The sequence below is a fragment of the Microcoleus sp. w1-18aA5 genome (genome assembly GCF_036701705.1).
Lineage (GTDB): Bacteria > Cyanobacteriota > Cyanobacteriia > Cyanobacteriales > Microcoleaceae > Microcoleus.
Map to the genome: position 1 here is coordinate 22,856 of NZ_JAUPTE010000028.1, position 20,253 is coordinate 43,108.

General features: G+C 47.1%; 18 protein-coding genes. 11 read left to right on the plus strand and 7 right to left on the minus strand.

What is annotated here, in order from left to right:
- Positions 1 to 75: 75 nt before the first annotated feature.
- Positions 76 to 1,158, plus strand: coding sequence for a photosystem II q(b) protein (gene psbA / locus Q5691_RS12515; RefSeq protein WP_333211065.1), 1,083 nt, complete (start codon positions 76 to 78; stop codon positions 1,156 to 1,158).
- A gap of 188 nt (positions 1,159 to 1,346) precedes the next feature.
- Positions 1,347 to 3,143: an apolipoprotein N-acyltransferase gene (gene lnt / locus Q5691_RS12520; RefSeq protein WP_333345095.1), complete on the plus strand. Its 1,797-nt coding sequence runs from the start codon at positions 1,347 to 1,349 to the stop codon at positions 3,141 to 3,143.
- Positions 3,144 to 3,216: 73 nt separating this feature from the next.
- Here lnt and Q5691_RS12525 read toward each other — a convergent pair whose 3' ends face one another.
- On the minus strand, positions 3,217 to 4,122 hold the full coding sequence (locus tag Q5691_RS12525) for a bestrophin family ion channel (protein ID WP_333345049.1): 906 nt from the start codon (positions 4,120 to 4,122) through the stop codon (positions 3,217 to 3,219).
- A 364-nt stretch (positions 4,123 to 4,486) separates the two neighbouring features.
- Between Q5691_RS12525 and recJ the strand changes: the two genes are divergently transcribed.
- The gene (gene recJ, locus Q5691_RS12530; protein WP_333345051.1) at positions 4,487 to 6,568 is read left to right on the plus strand and encodes a single-stranded-DNA-specific exonuclease RecJ; all 2,082 of its coding nucleotides are present in this window, start codon (positions 4,487 to 4,489) and stop codon (positions 6,566 to 6,568) included.
- A 121-nt stretch (positions 6,569 to 6,689) separates the two neighbouring features.
- Here the strand turns inward: recJ and psb30 are convergent, their stop codons facing one another.
- On the minus strand, positions 6,690 to 6,830 hold the full coding sequence (gene psb30 / locus Q5691_RS12535) for a photosystem II reaction center protein Ycf12/Psb30 (protein ID WP_333054512.1): 141 nt from the start codon (positions 6,828 to 6,830) through the stop codon (positions 6,690 to 6,692).
- A 360-nt stretch (positions 6,831 to 7,190) separates the two neighbouring features.
- Here psb30 and Q5691_RS12540 point away from each other — a divergent pair, with 360 nt between their 5' ends.
- The 3 genes from Q5691_RS12540 to Q5691_RS12550 all read left to right on the plus strand — a co-directional run bounded on the left by Q5691_RS12540 (position 7,191) and on the right by Q5691_RS12550 (position 8,605).
- Positions 7,191 to 7,565 carry a YkgJ family cysteine cluster protein gene (locus tag Q5691_RS12540; RefSeq protein ID WP_333345053.1) on the plus strand — a complete coding sequence of 125 codons (375 nt, stop codon included), beginning with the start codon at positions 7,191 to 7,193 and terminating at the stop codon, positions 7,563 to 7,565.
- A gap of 198 nt (positions 7,566 to 7,763) precedes the next feature.
- Positions 7,764 to 8,087, plus strand: coding sequence for a hypothetical protein (locus Q5691_RS12545; protein ID WP_333345054.1), 324 nt, complete (start codon positions 7,764 to 7,766; stop codon positions 8,085 to 8,087).
- 230 nt (positions 8,088 to 8,317) lie between these two features.
- Positions 8,318 to 8,605, plus strand: coding sequence for a YggT family protein (locus Q5691_RS12550; RefSeq protein WP_333083660.1), 288 nt, complete (start codon positions 8,318 to 8,320; stop codon positions 8,603 to 8,605).
- Positions 8,606 to 8,843: 238 nt separating this feature from the next.
- Here the strand turns inward: Q5691_RS12550 and Q5691_RS12555 are convergent, their stop codons facing one another.
- The 3 genes from Q5691_RS12555 to Q5691_RS12565 form a co-directional block, all read right to left on the minus strand.
- Positions 8,844 to 9,275 (minus strand): hypothetical protein, encoded by a 432-nt coding sequence (locus Q5691_RS12555; protein WP_333308505.1) that lies wholly within the window; start codon positions 9,273 to 9,275, stop codon positions 8,844 to 8,846.
- Between the two features lie 107 nt (positions 9,276 to 9,382).
- Entirely contained in the window at positions 9,383 to 10,360 is a 978-nt protein-coding gene (locus Q5691_RS12560; RefSeq protein WP_333345056.1) for a shikimate dehydrogenase, read from the minus strand.
- A 191-nt stretch (positions 10,361 to 10,551) separates the two neighbouring features.
- Complete coding sequence (locus tag Q5691_RS12565) at positions 10,552 to 11,916, minus strand: P-loop NTPase fold protein (RefSeq protein WP_333345058.1); 1,365 nt, start codon at positions 11,914 to 11,916, stop codon at positions 10,552 to 10,554.
- Positions 11,917 to 12,267: 351 nt separating this feature from the next.
- Between Q5691_RS12565 and Q5691_RS12570 the strand changes: the two genes are divergently transcribed.
- Positions 12,268 to 12,495, plus strand: a complete 228-nt coding sequence (locus tag Q5691_RS12570; protein ID WP_333162872.1) for a hypothetical protein — start codon at positions 12,268 to 12,270, stop codon at positions 12,493 to 12,495.
- A gap of 494 nt (positions 12,496 to 12,989) precedes the next feature.
- On the opposite strand, the gene Q5691_RS12575 is transcribed toward Q5691_RS12570, so the two are convergent.
- A complete protein-coding gene (locus Q5691_RS12575) occupies positions 12,990 to 15,761 on the minus strand; it encodes a phycobilisome rod-core linker polypeptide (RefSeq protein ID WP_333345060.1) in 2,772 nt (923 codons plus the stop codon).
- A gap of 467 nt (positions 15,762 to 16,228) precedes the next feature.
- Between Q5691_RS12575 and Q5691_RS12580 the strand changes: the two genes are divergently transcribed.
- A complete protein-coding gene (locus Q5691_RS12580) occupies positions 16,229 to 16,405 on the plus strand; it encodes a hypothetical protein (RefSeq protein ID WP_333048382.1) in 177 nt (58 codons plus the stop codon).
- A gap of 43 nt (positions 16,406 to 16,448) precedes the next feature.
- The gene (locus tag Q5691_RS12585) at positions 16,449 to 17,696 is read left to right on the plus strand and encodes a class I SAM-dependent methyltransferase (protein WP_333345062.1); all 1,248 of its coding nucleotides are present in this window, start codon (positions 16,449 to 16,451) and stop codon (positions 17,694 to 17,696) included.
- A gap of 174 nt (positions 17,697 to 17,870) precedes the next feature.
- On the opposite strand, the gene Q5691_RS12590 is transcribed toward Q5691_RS12585, so the two are convergent.
- Positions 17,871 to 18,014: a hypothetical protein gene (locus Q5691_RS12590; RefSeq protein ID WP_333141694.1), complete on the minus strand. Its 144-nt coding sequence runs from the start codon at positions 18,012 to 18,014 to the stop codon at positions 17,871 to 17,873.
- An 88-nt stretch (positions 18,015 to 18,102) separates the two neighbouring features.
- Between Q5691_RS12590 and Q5691_RS12595 the strand changes: the two genes are divergently transcribed.
- Together Q5691_RS12595 and Q5691_RS12600 are read left to right on the plus strand one after the other, a co-directional pair.
- Complete coding sequence (locus Q5691_RS12595) at positions 18,103 to 18,348, plus strand: hypothetical protein (protein WP_333198158.1); 246 nt, start codon at positions 18,103 to 18,105, stop codon at positions 18,346 to 18,348.
- A gap of 176 nt (positions 18,349 to 18,524) precedes the next feature.
- A complete protein-coding gene (locus tag Q5691_RS12600) occupies positions 18,525 to 20,156 on the plus strand; it encodes a leucine-rich repeat domain-containing protein (RefSeq protein ID WP_333345065.1) in 1,632 nt (543 codons plus the stop codon).
- Positions 20,157 to 20,253 lie beyond the last annotated feature (97 nt).

The following is a 20,253-nucleotide window of genomic DNA, read 5'->3' on the forward strand; positions in this document are numbered from 1 at the left end:
AATGGTGTTACTAATATAAGCGTGGGGCATCCCCACAACGAACTTTGAAAATTCAATTAAGCCATCATAAACCAAATGACAACAACCGTACAGCGTCGCGAAAGCGGCAACGTTTGGGAACGCTTTTGTGAATGGGTCACAAGCACTGAAAACCGGATTTACATCGGTTGGTTCGGCGTCTTGATGATTCCTACCTTGCTGAGTGCCACCATCTGCTACATCATCGCCTTCATCGCTGCTCCTCCAGTGGACATCGACGGCATCCGCGAACCAGTTGCAGGTTCCTTGATGTACGGCAACAACATCATTACTGGTGCTGTTGTTCCTTCATCGAATGCGATCGGGCTTCACTTCTATCCCATCTGGGAAGCAGCTTCCCTCGATGAATGGTTGTACAACGGCGGCCCCTACCAATTGGTAGTATTTCACTTCCTGATTGGCATTTTCTGCTACATGGGTCGTGAATGGGAACTGTCTTACCGCTTAGGTATGCGTCCTTGGATCTGCGTCGCTTACTCTGCACCAGTTGCAGCAGCCACCGCAGTATTCTTGATCTACCCGATAGGACAAGGTTCGTTCTCTGACGGTATGCCCTTGGGTATCTCCGGCACATTCAACTTCATGATCGTGTTCCAAGCCGAGCACAACATCCTGATGCACCCCTTCCATATGTTGGGAGTTGCTGGTGTCTTCGGCGGTGCTCTGTTCTCCGCCATGCACGGTTCCTTGGTAACATCTTCTTTGGTTCGCGAAACAACCGAAACTGAATCTTTGAACTACGGTTACAAATTCGGTCAAGAAGAAGAAACCTACAACATCGTTGCAGCCCACGGCTACTTCGGTCGGTTAATCTTCCAATACGCGAGCTTTAACAACAGCCGTTCTTTGCACTTCTTGTTAGGTGCATGGCCAGTTGTCGGTATCTGGTTTACCTCTTTGGGTATCTCCACGATGGCGTTTAACTTGAACGGTTTCAACTTCAACCAATCGGTTATCGACTCGCAAGGTCGCGTCATCAACACTTGGGCTGATGTCATCAACCGCGCTAACTTGGGTATGGAAGTAATGCACGAGCGCAACGCTCACAACTTCCCCCTCGACTTGGCCGCCGGTGAAGTCACCCCAGTAGCAATGGTTGCTCCTTCCATCAACGGCTAAATTTAGCTTTTGATTAACAAAAAGCGCTCCTAGAAATAGGGGCGCTTCTTGTTTTGGCAACTAGAATTTGAGAGATTTCCTTCTCTTAAATTCGTTAGATCCGTTAAATCCCATACACTGCGCCTTGGCGAACTTCCCGAGCGATCTGATATATTGATTAAGAATTATTATTTTTGGCAATCATCAAAGTGGCGATATTTAACAGGCACAAATTTGAAAAACTCGTGGTTCATAAATCCAAAACATTAGCCTGGGCGATCGCACTTTTCAGCGGCATTTTGATGGCATTGACAACCGCACCAGTAAATGCTTGGCTATTGGCTTGGGTAGCATTAGCTCCCCTGTGGGTTTTGGTTGTCACTTATCAAAAGCCAAAAATAGAACAACAAAAACAAAAATTTCTCTTTCTTCCTTCTTTCCTCAACATCCATCCGTTACATCCGTTACAGAATCCGTTGCCGAACTTCCTTCTTCCTTCACTCTGGGGAATTGGCTATCACGGATTAGCTTTATCTTGGATTATGGGAATTCACCCGATGACTTGGTTGGGAGTTCCTTGGTGGCCGAGTTTGGCGATCGCACTTTTTTGCTGGGCCTTCATCACCCTCTGGGGAGCCGCCTTAGTCACCGTTTGGGCGTGGCTATTTGTAATTCTCAACTCCCTCACTTTACCAGGCAAAAATCCTATTGTTCTTCTTAACTCCCCCCCTTTACAAGGGGGGGCTGGGGGGGGTAGCTCCGATCTTATTCTTCTTAACTCCCCCCCTTTACAAGGGGGGGCTGGGGGGGGTAAAGCTCAATTTTCAGCATTAACTCGCGTTTTAATTGGCACAGCTTTGTGGTGTGCCTTAGAAAGTATTTGGAGTACAGGATCGCTGTGGTGGACATCACTATCTTACACGCAAAGCCCCCACAATTTAGCAATATTGCACCTCGGTCAACTCTCCGGGCCCAGCGCAGTAACAGCCGCTATTGTAGCAGTAAATGGTTTAATTGCCGAAGCTTTTCTTGAAGGCAGAAGGCAGAAGGCAGAAGGCAGAAAGCAGAATTGGATTGCTTATATTTTGCCTGTAAGTTTGTGTTTAATTTTGCATATTGCAGGCTGGATTTTGTACAACCGCCCTTTGAATCAAGAAGCTGCAACCGCTTTAAAAATTGGCATTATTCAAGGCAACATTCCTAACGACATTAAGTTTGATTCAGGGGGTTGGCAGCGCGCTTTGGAAGGTTACACCACTGGATACAAACAGTTAGCAGACAGAAAAGTCGATGCTGTGTTAATTCCAGAGACAGCTTTGCCTTTTATCTGGACAAACGAGTATCAGCGTTCTACTCTTTCTTTTTACCAAGCTATTCTCGAACGCGGCGTTGTGGCTTGGGTGGGAGGATTCGGACAGCAAGATAATAGTATCACTAACAGCTTATTGGCGATCGATCGCACTGGAGAAATTGTCGGCCGCTACGATAAACTAAAGCTCGTACCTTTAGGCGAATATATCCCTTTTTACGAAATCTTAGGCGGGATTATTAATCGTCTTTCTCCCTTAGATGCTCATTTAGTACCCGGTAATTCTAAACAATTGTTTGATACGCCGTTTGGCCGCGCCATTGTCGGAATTTGTTACGATTCAGCCTTTGCTGAAAATTTCCGATATCAGGCGGCGATGGGAGGCGAATTTATGATTACCGCTTCCAACAATGCCCATTACAAACCGCCGATGTTAGCTCAACATCACGCTTTAGATGTGATGCGGGCAATTGAGACGGATAGATGGGCAGTTATCGCAACTAATACAGGTTACTCTGCTTTTGTTAATCCTCACGGTGAGACAATTTGGAAGTCGGGAATTAATACTTATGAAGTCCGAGATGTTACTATTTATCGGCGGCGAACTCGGACTTTTTACGTGCGGTGGGGAGATTGGCTGACGCCTGTATTGTTAGTATGGGCTGGGTTAATGCTGTTTATTGTTAAAAAAAATTAATCCGAAGCTTTTAGATTTTAGATTTTATGTACCAATCTAAAATCTAAAATCTAAAATCTAAAATCGAATGACTCTACTTATCTTTCACGTGTTCGTGAACGCTAGGAGATAAAGAAATTAAATCGTCGATATTGCGCTGCATGGCAGCACAAATATTGTCCAAAGGCAAATCATTGGCATCGTGTCCAAAGGGATTTTCTATTTCAATGCCGATTTCTTCAATCCCGAACAAAGTAAAACTAATTAAAGCCACAACAGGGCCGGTTCCCCAACTCACATCGTTTACCATTTGAAAGGGCAGTGCCAAACAGTAAAGCAACAATAGTTGTTTAAGGTGAATCGCGTAAGCCAAAGGGATAGGGGTCTTCAAAATTCGCTCGCAGCCACCTAATACATCTATCATAGAGTTGATTAACTCCTTCATACCAGTTAACTGATAGACATCAACGCAATTGCCCTCGTACTGTTCGTGCAAGTAATCCTCAATCCAAAAGGCAATTTCTAGAGGCGGATTGTTCATCGACTTGAGCTTTTGGTAGTGCGGTGAGGACATTAACGGCTCCAACTCTGGATTGACTGACTCTTGCCGCAAGTGCAGTTTCAGGGCCACTGCAAAGGCGGGTAACAGGCGCAGAACTGACTTTTTCAGTTCGATATCCTGCGGGTCTTTTTCCTCGATTGCTACCCAGATTTGGCGCGCTAAATTGCGGACGTTGTTGACTAAAGTTCCCCACATTTTTCGACCGTCCCAAAATCTTTCGTAGGCTGTATTTGTCCGAAAAACTAACAGTAGACCCAGGACAATACTGGGTACAATACTCGACAAAATTGGTAAGGAAACCGGCCACTTTAAAAAGTGCAGCAGGGAAATAAGAACTCCAAAGCCGCCACACAGCAAAACGCGGGGCAAAATTGAGGGAATGACAGACCCCCGAACCTGTAATGCAATTTTAAACCAAGGTGGTCGATCGCCACTCATGCAAGTCTCCTCATTAAATTAAATTAGCCCCGCCCTAGCACGGGCGGCGCAAATGCCTGCTACACTTATTTCTTCGGCTCCCACCAGTCGATTTGAGATTCGAGATTTTAGATTGACTCCACAGATAAATCTGGAGGGTTTGAACTTTGGTCTAAAATTTTTTGGTCTCCACAACTGCTGTCAGCGCTTGTATCCCTATTTGGGTGGGGTGAGAGCTTCCAAAAAAAGCTTTCCTACAAACAACCTTTGGATTTTACCCAAAAAACTCATATTTAGGCTCAATTTAAAATCTAAAATCTACAATTGATTGACGCTGTGACTTAATTCGGTAAGATTAACTATGTATCTTTAAACCTCAGATTCCGTGCAAGAGCTACCGACATCTGTGCCCCCGCATTTTCACCGATTGCCAAACCAACGGTGGCAAATTTATTCGCCTCAACCACAGCAATCCGAACAGTTTGCCGCTGAAATCGGTTTGTCGCCTTTACTAGCACAGGTGCTGATTAACCGCGGCATCGATTCTCTGAAAGAAGTGCAAGGGTTTATCGAACCGGAATCTCTGGTTTTGCCCGCGCCAACCGATGAGTTTCCCGATTTGGCTGCGAGTGTCAAATTGTTGCGGGATGCGATTTCAGGAGGGCAAAAAATTGCGATTTGTGGAGACTACGATGCTGACGGGATGACGAGCACGGCTTTGTTGTTACGCGCTCTGAGGCTGCTGGGGGCGAATGTGGATTATGCTATTCCCAGCCGGATGCGAGAAGGTTATGGGATTAACGATCGCATTGTAGAAGAATTTCACTCGGAAGGTGTCGCTCTCGTTCTCACCGTTGACAACGGAATTGCAGCCTACGGCCCTGTTGCTAGAGCGCGAGAACTCGGTGTCAAAGTTATTATTACAGACCACCACGATTTACCCCCAAAACTGCCGCCGGCTGATGCTATTCTCAACCCGAAATTAATCGCTGAATCTTCGCCATATCGCGGTTTGGCTGGCGTAGGCGTTGCTTATGTTTTGGCTATTACTTTGGCTCAGGATAGGAAAAAAGTTGGGGGGTTGGTGAATCCCTTGCTGGAGTTATTTACGTTGGGAACTATTGCGGATTTAGCGCCTTTGACTGGCGTTAATCGGCGCTGGGTGAAGCGGGGTTTGCGGCTGTTGCCTCACTCGCAATTGGCGGGTATTCAGGCTTTGATTCAGGTGGCTGGAGTGCAGCCGGGAAGTGCGGAAAGTTTGCCTCTTCTGAATTCAAAAAGCCAAGCTAGCAATACGTTAAAGCCTGAAGATATTGGTTTTAGGCTTGGGCCCCGGATTAATGCTGTGGGGCGGCTGGCTGACCCTCAAATTGTGATAGAGTTGCTGACTACGGACGATCGCGAATTGGCTCTCAAAAATGCGATGCAGTGCGAACAAATTAATCAGCGCAGGCAGGAGTTGTGCCAGGAAATTGAGCAGGAAGCAATTGCTTGGTGCGAGGAAAGTGATCTCGATTTGCAGCAAGAACGAGTTTTAGTTGTCGTGCAACCCGGTTGGCATCACGGGGTGATCGGGATTGTAGCTTCTCGGTTAGTGGAACGCTACGGCGTACCTGTGTTTATTGGTACTTTTGAGGATGAGGCTGTAGGGGCGGTTGCACATAAAATTATCAGGGGTTCGGCGAGGGGGATTCCTGAGTTTAATGTATTTGACGGGCTGAATTTTTGCGCGGATTTATTAACTAAATTTGGCGGACACAAAGCGGCGGGCGGTTTTTCGATGCCGGCTGATAACCTCGAAGAATTCCGCAATCAACTGTCAATTTTTGCCAATCAATGTTTGCAGCCGGAACACCTAAAACCGCTGGTTTCAGTTGACGTGCAGGCAGATTTGGCAGAGATTAATCTTGACCTTTACCGACAAATTGATGCTCTGGAACCTTGCGGGATTGAAAATAAGGCTCCTGTATTTTGGACGCCTAATGTTTGCATAACTGAACAGAAAATTGTTGGTAAAGGAGGTCACGTTAAACTAACTGCAACTCAAGATGGAAATGTATCGGCTAGTGTGAAGGCGATTGCTTGGCGTTGGGGGGAATATTTTCCTTTGCCTCGGCGGGTTGATATTGCTTACCGATTGCGGGAAAATAGTTTTAATGGCAAGACATCGGTTGAATTAGAATTGTTGGGCGTTCGGCTACCGGCAAATGCTGCTACTTCCATGCCACCGAAGTTCGGAAAAGTGGAGTTTGATTATTGCGATCGCACTTATTCTTGCAGTCTATCTCCTGCAGGCTCGATCGAGGAATTGAGAATTCGCAACTCTCAAGGGCAAGTTTTGGCTGTTGCACCCGGACAAAACATCGGTTTGTTAGGCAACTCCCGCAAAGATGCTAGAGAAGTCGATGTATCTCTACCTTTTTTTGAGAATTTGATTCAAACTGCTAAACACGCCCTCGGTATTTGATAACTCGGTATTTGATCAGAAATCTCGTGCAGCAGGGAAATTTGGCGATCGAGCCTTGTGAATTTTGCATCATTTAAAACTCAAAACTCCCAACTCTCGATCGCCCCGGAGCGTGCTATAATTACAGGTCGCCGCCTTTAGCAGCCAAGAGAAAAATCACGATCGGGCCAGAAAGCACGACGGCGGCGAGTAAAGCTACCTGAACAATGAGTTGGTAGTCTACACCACCCATACCACTGAAAAGATCGGTTATAAAGTCCATTTGTCCTCCTGACTGTAGTGATTAAGTCTAGATTGTTGAATTAGAAAATCCGCTTCTGATTTTACCGGGCGATCGACCATATTTTTTAAGGAACTTTACAAAATTCAACAAAATGTAAACTACGATCGACCTCTCAGTCACAGGAAACCAGGGACTTGATGCCCCTTCCCGGAAACTTCCCCCAATCTCAAATCTCAAATCTCAAATCGAACCCCCTTTCGGGATATCCATCTCCGGCGGGCGCTGGCAATTGATATACTTTAAGAGTCCCAATTTCCTAAAGTTTGACATTTTCCACATAATGCTCCGAATCTAAAATCTAAAATCTAAAATCTAAAATCTAAAATCTAAAATCAAACTATGGCTACTTGGCGTTGCGTAAAGCAGTGCGGTGCTTGTTGTTACCTCGACCCAACAGAGCGCCCAGACTTAGACGAGTATTTATCTGAAGACGAATTAGCGGTCTATTTGAGCTTAGTCGGAGATGACGGTTGGTGTATAAATTTTGACAAAACCACCAGAGAATGCGGAATTTATGCCGATCGCCCGCGCTTTTGTCGGGTAGATTCAGAGGTGTTTCAGGATATGTACGGCGTTGAGCCGACTGAATTGAACGATTTCGCGATCGAGTGCTGCTTGGAACACATTGAAGATCTTTATGGCGATCGATCTTTGGAAATGATCCGCTTTAACTCTGAAGTCGGAATTCTCGCCTTACCTGACGGTGTTTCATAATTGCGGGATGATTTTGATTGTTTTGGGGGATGGGCCCCTGATCCCGAAGGCGTGTATTTTCACAGCAGGCGGGACACCCCACAAGCATCCTCCTCAAATTGTGCAACGCCTACCTGACAACTAACAATCTCCCGGTTTCTCACCGGGAGAGTGTCAAAATAAACAAATCAAGGAAATATCGCGCAGTTGAGTTGAGCTATGAGTAATCGAGAGGGTTTTACAGGGGGATTTATTGCCGGAGCTGCCGTTGGCGGCTTGGTGGGTGCAGTTTTGGGCGCGGTGCTGTCGCGGCGCGCTGCTGAAGCTTTGCTGAGTGAACCTTCAGACGCAAAAACCAGAAAAATCCGCCAGAGGAAAGCCAGCCAACTCGAAGCCGACGGGATGGAGGTAGCAAGGCTGAGTTTAGAAGATAAAATTGCCCAGCTAAATCAGGCAATAGATGACGTGCGGCTGCAACTCGGAGACGTAAACGGCAACACGCCGGCTCCGGGCAGCGAGGGATCGATCGCCCCAGACTCCTAACTCCATTTAAGATTTTAGATTAGTCGGGCACATCAATGCGGGCTACTCACATCTTGCACCATTCTCGCTTCACAGACCTTTCGAGTCTGTGAAGCAAACAGTGATTTTTATTGTGGGCAGTTGCTCTTCTAGCCCGCCCGCAAACAGCGTGATGCTCCCCCTCTCCCCCACCTATGCTAAACTTTAAGTTAAAGTGTCTGTAAACTTTACTCAAACTTCAACGAGAATATATGAGTTATTCCATAGGCCTTTTGGCAACCACGCTGTCCACATTTCTGCAAATCTATGTAGCCCTAATGATTTGTCGCGTGCTATTAAGCTGGTTCCCGAATATCAATTGGTACGACCCCCCCTTTTCAATTTTGAGTCAGTTAACAGACCCTTACCTGAATCTATTCCGATCGATTATCCCCCCCTTGGGAGGGATTGACTTTTCGCCACTGATTGCGTTTTTTGTACTTCAGTTCGGCTCGGAATTCTTGATCGGTCTTTTGACCAGCTTGCAAACATCCTTGTAGTTTGAAAAGCTTAAGTTTTTAAGCATCGAGCGTAAATTGTTTGGCAGACCTAGCAGCCGGCAACTAAATTTTAGATTTGAGATTTTTAGATGGACTCCCCGGTTGAAAAGCTGGGGAGTTCATCGTACATCAGAAATGAGAAATTGCCAGCCACTCAACAATCTCAAATCGAAAATCTCAAATCTAAAACAGCATCCCACTTTCACGGGCAGCCCACCCTAAATCTCAAAGAGTTTCCTTAACGGCGAACCACGCCAGTAAAACCTGTAGCTTTAAATTGCTTGAGCTTCAAAGGTGTTCTCTGATTGGAGGCAACCGAAATTCTGAGCTGAAAATCGCTAACTCCGGGAGGAACTTCTTCTATAGAACCCAACCGAGTCCGGTTTTGCATCACCGGATTGTCGTCAGCATCATAAATGCGGCCGAAAATATCAGCATTGACAACTGGTTTGCCCGTGCTATTTTCAGCTTTCCCAGTAATCAAAAAGCAGGTAGCTTCCATAGAACTGCCACTGGTGACAGTTCCTTCTCCCATTTCGGCAGGACATTCGCGATAAGAAAGGTCGGAAAGTTTAATCTGCGTCAAAGCCCAAGCAGGTGGAGTGTATACCAAACTAAAAATTCCGATTAGGCAAGTAGCAAAAAAAAGGCTGATAGCTCGAAATTTCATAAATGGCGGGGAAAGTATATTTTAATTCTCAGCTTAGCGCGAATTTAGCCTCAAATTCTTACTTATAGGAATTCTGAAAACTACAGCTACTTTTTGAAGAAATGGCATTAGTCTAGACCTAAATGCTGTCGCAAGGCTTGGCGCATCACATCGACTGGGACGGATTCTTTATCCAGCCAAATTTTTAAGGCGGCTGCTCCTTGTTGAACTAGCATTTCGAGTCCGTCAATAGCTCGCGCTCCCCGAATCTTCGCATCTTTGAGAAATTGCGTAGGATTAGGGGTGTAAATTAAATCATAGACGATCGCACCTGCTGAAATTCGATCGATCTCACCATCCGCAACAGGCGACTTTTCCCCCTGCGGATACATCCCCACAGGCGTCGTGTTCACCAGCAAATCTGCCTGCGAGATTAAACTTGACAAATTATCCCAAGTATGCACCTGCAAATTCTGCACGGGCATCGGAGAATTGAGCCAACTCTGCTGAAATTCCGCTAAATTTTGTTCGCTGCGGCCGACAACGTGAATCTCTGCACATCCCAATTGAGCGCATCCAGCCACAACAGCTCTCGCCGCCCCGCCATTCCCCAAAATTACTGCTACTTTCTGAGTCCAATCGGAACCCCCCCTAGCCCCCCCTTGGTAAGGGGGGGGACCGGATTTAACAGCCATATTGCCGCTTTCTAAGCCAGAGGTAGCGTCTTTAGCCCCCCCTTGGTAAGGGGGGGTTGGGGGGGTTTGCAGGGGCGCGAGAAAGCCTTCAACGTCAGTATTTGTGCCACACCAACCTTTGTCAGTTAGGTATACGGTATTGACTGCGCCGATCGAGCGCGCGATCGGGGAAACTTCCGACAGCAGCGGTAAGATTGCTTGTTTGTGCGGAATCGTGATGCTAAATCCCCGAACGCCGATCGCCGCAAATCCTGCAAGAGCAGCTTTTAAATCCCCTGGTTTTACCGGAAACGGCAGGTAAACAAAATCGACTCCCAAGTGGGAAATAGCAGCATTGTGCATCGCCGGCGACAGAGAATGTTCGACGGGATGACCAATTACTCCTAACAGTTTAGTAGTGCCTTTAATCATTTTTGTTAGTTGAGAGTTGACTGTTGACTGTTAACGGTTGACTGTTGAGTTTTGTTAGTTTTCATACCAGATTTTGCTACAGTTGGGTCCTTATTCTTTAGTCGGCTAGGAGTGAACTTCGTTAATTCAGAAGCGATTTTCCTCGCCGAGTGACTGTCAACCGTCAACTGTCAACTGTCAACCGTCAACCGTCAACTGTCAACTGTTTGCCGAAACTCTTTGGCATCAGCCAAAATCGGATTGACATCAAACCAGTAATCTTCGCCGTAACGGTATTCAAACACCCAGAGACTCCGCAGCAATATTTGGTATTTAGTTTCCCCGTTCACAGTTTTGGTAGCGGATACTTGGCGCAGCAATTTCCACTCATCAGGTTCGATCGCCAAAGTAAGCTGGTGGCGGCGCTGGACGATCACATTTTCCAAAGTTTCCCGCGACAGAGGAGGGTCTTGTTTCTGCAGACAGCCATACAGTAGTTGCAGCAAATTGCGGACATGACCCCCGCTGACTCGACACAGGCGATCGAGAGTTTCCGCAGAGTCGAAAACTTTGCCCACCAAAGCATAGCGCTGCGAAGGATGCACCGTCGGAAAAGCCCGCGCCAGAACCATCTGCCGCAGCAATTCCACACCCTCAGAGCACTCTGAACCGTCGCTCAACTGCACCGGCACCATTGGCAAAACCTTCGGATCTACCCCAAAGCGATTGGTCAACTGGCCCAAATCGTTAGAGAAAATCAGCACCAAAGGAATTGTATACACGACGTGGCAATTTAGTCTTGCCAATTGTTCGCCGCGATCGACAAAAAGGTATTCCGGCTGCAGTCGCCCCGTCGGTTTCGTGCACAGGTGTATGCGATCGAGATTGTCGATAATTACTACAAGTCCTTGTTTCCCTTGGCGTTTGAGTTCTTGATTAGCCGGCTCCAGTAACTCCTTATTAAGCGCATCTAAAATTACGTTAGTTCGCGGCTCCAAATATTGCCTCAACTCCGATCGCAGATTCGGAGCATCTTTCGCTTTAGCAGTAATTTTGCCAATTCCCAACGCCAGAGAAAATTCTCCCTCCGTGCTGGCATTTATTTCCCCAAAACCCGGAACATTAGCTTCCGCGCTCAAGTCTATTTGAGTTTGAAAAACATCAGCAATCCCTTTAAGCAAAGCTTTAAAACCCGTCGGTTGCAGCTTAATTTTCATTTTCTCGATGCTTTCGCTCACCTGACGAGCAACGCTCAACAAAATGTCAGTGATATCTACATCTGCCATGTCTAAGTCTTTACTCGACTCAAAATAAACAACATGAAATCCTTGTTGCTGCAATTGAGCTTGCAGCCGCAGCAATTCTGTTGATTTACCAGAGCCGATGTGACCGGTGAATAATTGACAGGTAGGTGCATCGGGGGACAGACGGCTGATGGTACGCTCCAATTGTTCGACGATTGTGCCACCCCGCACTGAAGAGAAATCGATATAGTATTGTCGGTCTTGTTGATTTGCTACTGCCAGGGTGTAGCTAGGATTGCAGGCGCTATAAAATTTCTGTAAATTTAGTTCCATACCCTGTTCGCTCAAAACTACATTATGCCCTAATAGCTTATTCGTTTCGCTACTTGACTAATCAGAACAAGTGGTTCGTTTATTCTGCTGTTTTATTTTGCGGTCAATATCTTGATGTAGCTCATACAATTTTAGATTTGAGATTGGGAATGGCTCATCACTATTGCGCTTTATATCTGACCTAGCGTGGTATTTTTTGGGGAAATTTTTATCATAATAGGCGCTAACCAATTATACCTAATTTTTGCCCACAGGGAATGAAGGGAAGTCACTAATACCCGATAACTAGGCAATCGATCTGTCTGTGCCACGATTTTGTATATTGAAATAAACGACGAAGAGTGGGCGATAATGTTCTCGCGTCAAAGTGGCTATTTGAGTACGGTTAACCGAATAGATAAAGGGCGGGAACTTGCACCCGCCCCGATGCGGTTATCAAGTCAAGATCAACTCAAATCTCAAACCTCAAATCAAATTGCAGCAGCAAATCCAGTGGCAAATTTAAAACTGTTGGCTGCACCGATTCAGCAGATTTGGCACCGAGCAAAAACCGATACTTGCGAAGGACAACAGTCGTAGAGAGATCAAGATTTTAGGCTCTTCTTCAAGGTCAGAGATTCATCTGTGGAGTAAATCTAAAATCTAAAATCTAAAATCGACTGACAGCGCTATTTTCCCTAAATCTTACCATTCGTTCAGGTACACCTCCTGAAGCGTGGTTTTGACCTGTAACCAGCCTCTGGCTCGCAACAACGTAAACTTGAAACTTGGGAAAAACTACAGCCAAGAATAAAACTGATGCTAGAATTTTACCAATTTCAATAATTGTATAAACACGAGGCAGAGCCTCTGGATATGCGTTACCAGGCTCAGCGTGGGAACGAGAAAAACACTTAAAGATTTTGGATGTAAGAAACGATATCCAGTCTCTTACTACAAAATCACAATCCTCCGCGACCTCTATCGCCCAAAGTGAATATCCTATAAAAAAAGGGCTGGCAATTATACCAGCCCTTCAACTAATTTGAGATGTTAAATTAGCAGTAATCTAACATCTCAAACCTCAAATCAATCTAGCTTCTGTCGATCGCAGCCACAGGCTCAAAACTCGGAACCACAATTTCACCATTCTGCTTAGTCAACTGGTTGTACAGCCTTTCGGTATTCGGGAAATTAGCAGCCGGTAGAGTCGGAAAGCGGCGGTAAGGAACAGTATCCTCACCAAAAGCCTCCGCATATTCAACGCTGTTCAACATCGCGTTGATAAAGCCCTTAATCCCTTTACTTGCCAAGATTTGGTTATAAGTCCGAATCTCCGCTTGATTGCGAGGAGCACGGCCCAAGAAGTGCTTCGTACCCAACTCAATCACCTTAGTATTGGGATAAGGTGCGTAGAACTGTTTGATGTACAGCGACGAGCAGCCCAAAGCCTCAATGAACTCCTTGAGATTGATTTCATTGTTGCCCAGTTTGCTTTCCAGCGCCGTGAATTCATTCTTCACAACGTAGGGGTTTAAATCGCGTTCAAAAATTTGACGGTAAGCAGCTTGAATTAAAGTTTTCAAAGCTACTTTGTCCGAAGTAGTCGTCAGCTTGAACATCTTAGTTTGTTCACGCCGCTTGCTGACACCTTGAGCAATCCGACTTTGCAACTCGATATCGCCTCGATTGCCTGCTGCACCGAGTTCGATAAACCGAGGAGTTTCGGGCGTCTGAGCTTGGAGATTTTGCTCAGCGACGGAACCCGATCGCATCGTCCGCATCGACAAACCACCCGGAGTTACATAGCGCTCGTAGGGCACTGTATCTTCCCCAAAAGCTTCGTTGTACTCCGTGCTGTCCAGGATGCTATCGACCAGCGCGTAGAAACCCTTCTTGGCGCAAATGTCAAAGTAAGCGTTCATTTCCTGACGGCCGTAGGTAGGGCGTCCCAGGAGTCGGCGGTGAATGTACTCGATCGCCTTACAAACGTAGAGCTTGCTCCAGTACATATTGCGGAACACGTCCGACTTCGCCAACATCCGAATAAACTCGCGCATCGGAATCTCGCCGTTTTCCAGCTTAATTTCCGCCACCTTTTGGCGCTGGCCGTCGAACACATCGCGACCAAACACTTGCAGGTAAGCAGCCCGAATCACCGCTTGGGTTGAACTTTCGGTATATTTGACACTGGAAGCATTGCTGTAGCTGCTAGAGACACCGCGGGCAGTTTTCTTGGAAGCAACATAGCTGCTCGGTAACTGGTCTAATTTAAAGACCTTGGGGCCCAGAGAGCCAGGAGCAGCACCGCGAGCCGCCGGATTGCTCAACTGATTGTCAATCCCCGCACCTTGACGGATCAGGATACGGCGAGTGTCTTTGCCGAAGGGAGCCGGACGGCTCTTGGGGTTGCGAGTTTCTTTCGGGAAAATCGCGCCAAACTGAATTTCTAAGGGGTCATTGCCAACACCGTAAACGTGCTGGTCTGGCAGAGGCTGGTTGTAGCCAGCAAACAAGGTGATGAACTGAGGAACCTTGCGGAACGGAGCGCTGAAATTGAACAAATCAATTTGCGGGCCCCAGTTGCGACACTCCTGAGCTTCTTGGCCCAAACCGCGCAGGTAAGGCACTGTTTCTTCGCCGAAGTAATCGGAATACTCCTGGGAATAAACCATCGCGTCTACGAGGGCTGGCAGGCCGCCTTTGCTGACGATCGCAAAATACTTGCTAAATTCCTCCCGCGAGCTCAAACCGCGACCTAGGAAGTGACGAGCGGCAAGTTCTACAGCGCGGCTGTTGACAAACGGCTCGTAGAATTGCTGACGGTACAGAGGAGATTTGCCAAGGCGGCGAATAAACTCTTTCATCGAGATTTCGCCATTTTTGACCTTGGATTCCAAGTCAGAAATGCTTTGGCTGTAGGCGCGGGTAATATCGCGCTCGAATACTTGGCGGTAAGCTGCTTTGACTACTTCTATCTTTTCTGCCGAAGACAGACCGGTTTTCATGACGAATTTCGATCGGCGCTCGGCTGCGTTGAAGTAGATTTGAGGCAGTTGCAAGCCTTGCTGGTCGTTGCTTTCGCGCTGCCGCACCTTGTCTGAAGGTGTGGGAGCTTTGAATTCGGTAATTGCTACGTCGAAATACTGTCCGACGATCGCACTTGCCTCTGCATTGTTTCTGAAATATCCCAAAGATGCTGCCTTCATTTCCTGCATTGCCACAATTGTGGCCGCCGAAGAGCAAGCATTTTCGATGATTTCTCGCAATCCGCGCACGTTCACCGAAATAATATTCGGGTCGCCAGCGACAATTGCGTAGGTGATGTAGCGCAAAAACCAGCTCAAGTCGCGCAGAGATTTGGTCATGTTGCCCGGGCCGTAGCGCGAGACATTGATCGGCTGAAATCCTGCTGGGATTGGGCCGCTGTAGCCACCACCGTTGCCAGAAAATAGATTTCCTAGCCCCAAGAATCCGCCGCCGCCACCGCCGTTGCCGCCAGCGCGGCTTTCTACGTAGGTGACATTTCCCAGTTTCATGCCTTCAGAGACATTCGCCGAGCCGCCGCGAGCCGCCCCTGCTACAGCCATCGCAGGTTCTTGTGGTCTTTCCAAAAATGCCAGCGGGGAACCGCCGGTAAAAATCCGGTTGGCTGCGCGGGATACTATCAGTTCCGAGTTTTGGGTCAGCGTCGCAGAGATATCGATCCGAAGAGCCCCGGAACTGAAATAACTTGCCAGTTCGCTGAGTTCGCCCCGCTGTAGAAAGCGGTCTTGCTGTTCTGCTTGCGAAATAGTTGCGACCGGTACAGTTTGATATAGTTGCGGACGCGCAACCGAGCTTCCACCACTTGCCTTTACAGTCATTAGACTCCTTAGCTCCCTATCCAAATAGTTGCAGCATTTAACCAGACTAACCTTGCCTTCTGATGCAGGTCAAAGTAGGTATTTTTGCTTTGTTTACTTTTTGCCTTTACCTGTCACGAGGTTCGGGCGCGCTTACTTTCTTAGATTAAAATGTTTTGGTTTCATCTTTCTGCCTGCGGGGAAATGTCCGATCCGAAGGCAGGCACGGGGTACTCCCTCCGCTGCGATCCGCCGGTATACCCGTGGAAAAAAAGACTCGGCAGGAGAGTTGCCTTTGGGCGATTGCAGCCAGTGCCTTGAATTAAAGGAAAAGAAAATCAAAAATTTTCTTCTGCCTGTTTCGGGGCTTTTGACTTTCTGCGGAAAGACGCCTCCGCTTTACCCGACAGTTCAGCGGTGGGTTATTGACAGTCCTTATTTGTTAAAAAGCCTGTCGAGATTTATTGTATAGATTTAAGAGAGCTTATATGAGAAAAAATGATAAGTTTTATTACGCAGAAGCTGTCAGGGCTTGGCTACCAGGGGTTAGTCGATCGCCCGATCGCTCTCTCTTAGGCTTCCCAACTTGGCGAGACGCCACTTTGGTTGCCAGTAACGCAGCAATAGAAGTGCATCGCGTCGCGCTGTTCGTCCGTAGCTACTGACAACCAATCTCAAAACCCACGCACTATTACTATTACCTCACCTATGGATACTACGCCTGATATCAGTGCTGCCGTGCGGCGGCTGTACGATACTTTCCCTTTCCCGCCCGATCCTTTGTCAGATGAACCGCCCCCTGGGTACAACTGGCGCTGGAGTTGGCCTGATGCTTACAATTTTTGCACCGGTCAAAAGCCGCCAAAACTCGATATTCGGATTTTAGATGCTGGCTGCGGCACTGGTTCGAGCACCGATTATCTGATTCACCTCAATCCCGAAGCTTCGGTGACGGCGATCGACCTGAGTGAAGGTGCTTTGAAGGTAGCACAAGAACGCTGTCGCCGATCGGGAGCGCGGGAAGCTGATTTCCGCCACCTCAGCCTGTACGATGCGGCTGAGTTAGAGGGCGAGTTTGATTTGATCAACTGCGTGGGAGTGCTGCACCACTTACCCGATCCGATCCGGGGCATTCAAGCGCTGGCGGCGAAGTTGGCGGTGGGCGGTTTGATGCACATTTTTGTGTATGCTGAGCTCGGACGCTGGGAAATTCAATTGATGCAAAGGGCGATCGCGCTTCTCCAAGGCCCGCAAAAAGGTGACTATCCCGATGGTGTGAAAGTCGGTCGTCAAATCTTTGCTTCATTACCAGAAAATAACCGTCTTGTCAAGTACGAAAAACAGCGTTGGGCAGGAGAAAATCAGCGGGACGAATGTTTTGCTGATATGTACGTTCACCCGCAGGAAATTGACTACAATATCGAGACTTTGTTCGAGTTAATTGACGCTTCGGGATTGGAATTTATTGGTTTCTCAAATCCGGGATATTGGCAGTTAGAAAGACTTTTGGGGAAAGCGCCGGAATTGATAGAAAGAGCTCATGGTTTGACGGAACGGGAGCTTTATCGATTAATTGAATTGTTGGATACGGAAATCACTCATTACGAGTTTTTCTTGGGCAAAAAGCCTGTTAATAAAATTGATTGGTCGGACGATAAGGCACTTTTGGCGGCAATTCCAGAGTTGAGTGGTTGTATGCACGGTTGGCCTAGTCAACAAGTGTTTGATTGCAACTACCAATTGCTCAATTTGTCAAGTGCTGAATTTGAGTTTTTGCAAGGTTGTGTACCCCCCCCAGCCCCCCCTTATCAAGGGGGGGAGAAAGAGGGAAGCCCGTCTGGGCAGGGTAAAGGAGAGAAGACTGTTGGGGAGATTTTGGCGGATGTGGAGATGGGATTGGATGAAGTGCGATCGATCTTATCCAAACAGCTAATTTTGCTAACACCGAAATTATAGGGCTTTTTGATTATTTGAACGAACCGCGAAGACGCGAAGAGCGCGAAGCAAGAACTGCATCTCTTTCTTTCTCTTCCTTCGCGTCCTTCGTGCCTTCGCGGTTCATTTAATCTTACTCCCGGTAAAATCCCAAATGGATTGACACAGGCCCCCGTCTGCGGCTACGCTTTGAAGTTAGAGGTTGCTTTGCTTGTAGAGGAAGTAGCCCGCGTCGCCCAAAAATCTAGTTGCACTGCCCAAAGCTGCTGGTAACAGCAATGGACAGCTAACCGCCAAACTGTACAAGGCAGTCTGGAGGCTAACGGAGTATCTTAACATCCTCTGTAGCCGCCCTGCTATGTGTTGAAATGCGGGGCGGCTGGGTTTTTGGGTTTTTCTAGAAAACCCAAAACCAGGAGAACATATTATGTCACAGGAATTCTTGCCTGACGACAACAAATTTGCACGGCCAAATAACGACTCAGCAGCAGAATCGGAACAGGATGTGGTTTGTCTAACGGTGACAGGTTCGCCCAAGGGTGTCAGGGAAACCATACTCACTTTGTACCGCCTGGGATTTGCCCAAGTTGGCGATTGGAGTCCCCTACAACGTGCAGCTAATCCGAAGCAAGTGATGAGTGTGCTGATTCGCCGTCGGAAGCGCAAAGCGTAGGTGTTTGCTCGTTCCCAGGTCTTAGCCTGGGAACACCTTCCATGAGCATCTGCCTCCTGTTTTTATTTTTATCCGCTAGCGAACCAGAGCCTCTGGAGCTCGGTTCCCAGGCTCTAGCCTGGGAACCAGTTAAATTATGGTCACAATAAAACGAATATTACGGAAAGACAAAGGACATGACGCGAGAAGAAGCAGCGCGGCGAATTGACCAAGCAGCCGAGGAGAAATTAAGTAAGCTAGATTTGTCCAAGCTAGGGTTGGAGGAATTGCCACTGGAGATTGTTAAGTGTACGCATCTGACACAGCTTTGCCTCAATCATAATAAGATTACCTCTATCCCAAAGGAGTTCGGGCAACTCTCGAATCTGACAGAGCTTGACTTTTGGAACAATCAGATTACTTCCATTCCAGAGGAGTTTGGGCAACTGTCCAATCTGATACAGCTTAACTTTTGGAACAATCAAATTACTTCCATTCCAAAGGAGTTCGGGCAACTGTCCAATCTGACACAGCTTTACCTTAGTGACAATGAGATTACCTCCATTCCAGAGGAGCTTGGGCAACTGTCGAATCTGACACAGCTTAACCTCAGTGGCAATGAGATTACCTCCATTCCAGAGGGGCTTGGGCAACTGTCGAATCTGACCCTGCTTAACCTCAGTGGCAATGAAATTACCTCCATCCCAGAGGGGCTTGGGCAATTGTCAAATCTGAAATACCTTTACCTCAGTGACAATGAAATTACCTCCATCCCAAAGGAACTCGGGCAATTGTCAAATCTGAAATACCTTTACCTCAGTGACAATGAAATTACCTCCATCCCAGATGCGCTCGGTAAACTGTCGAGTCTTACACAGCTTAATCTCAGTAGCAATGAGATTACCTTTATTCCAGAGGAACTCGGGCAACTGTCCAATCTGACATGGCTTTTCTTCAGTGGCAATGAGATTACTTCCATCCCAGAGGAACTCGGGCAATTGTCAAATCTCACCCTGCTTAACCTCAGTGACAATGAGATTACCTCCATCCCAGAGGAATTCGGGCAACTGTCCAATCTGAAATGGCTTTACCTGAGTGGCAATGAGATTATCTCCATTCCAGAGGAACTCGGGCAACTGTCAAAGTTGACACGGCTTGAGCTCAATAATAATCAAATTGCTGAAATTCCAGAGGCGATTCGCAGCATGAAGGATTTGGAACTAGATTTGCGAGATAATCCGGTATTGATTCCGTCGCCAACTCTGGGTTATGGTCACAACCATGTAGGCTCTGGTGATTTGCCAACCATCGACTCTTACTTCTACACCCGCAATCCAGAGCTACTTGAGCTAGATGCTGAGCGCAAAAAAATTAAATCTGAGGGATATTTTGACGTTGAAACCCTTCAAGATGCCAGACGAAGGATAACAGTTTCTATTGTGCAGCGACAGGGACAGCCTAAATTTCGACGTAAGTTGTTAACTGCTTACGGCGGTCGATGCCCAATAACTGATTGTGATGTAGAGTCAGCTATCGAAGCAGCACATATAATTCCATATCAAGGTAATCAAACCAATCATGTAACAAATGGTTTACCACTTAGAGCCGACATACACACTCTCTTCGATTTGCATCTACTATCAATTAGACCAGATACTAATGAAGTGGTGATTGCCCCTGAACTCATCGGCACCTGTTACCAAGGTTTGGCTGATCGGAAACTGACTTTACCCCAGGATCGAAAAACAGCGCCAAATCAAAATGCTCTCAGCAAGCATCATGAAATTTTTCTCAGCAAATGCAAAAGTAGTCAGCTACAACGGTTATAAGGTCTAGATGAGGAAAATAGAGTTTCCCCGCCTAGCTTTAGTATGCTGCAAATGACTGGTTTCCCACATTTCCCCGCCTAGAGCTTGGAAGTGCTGA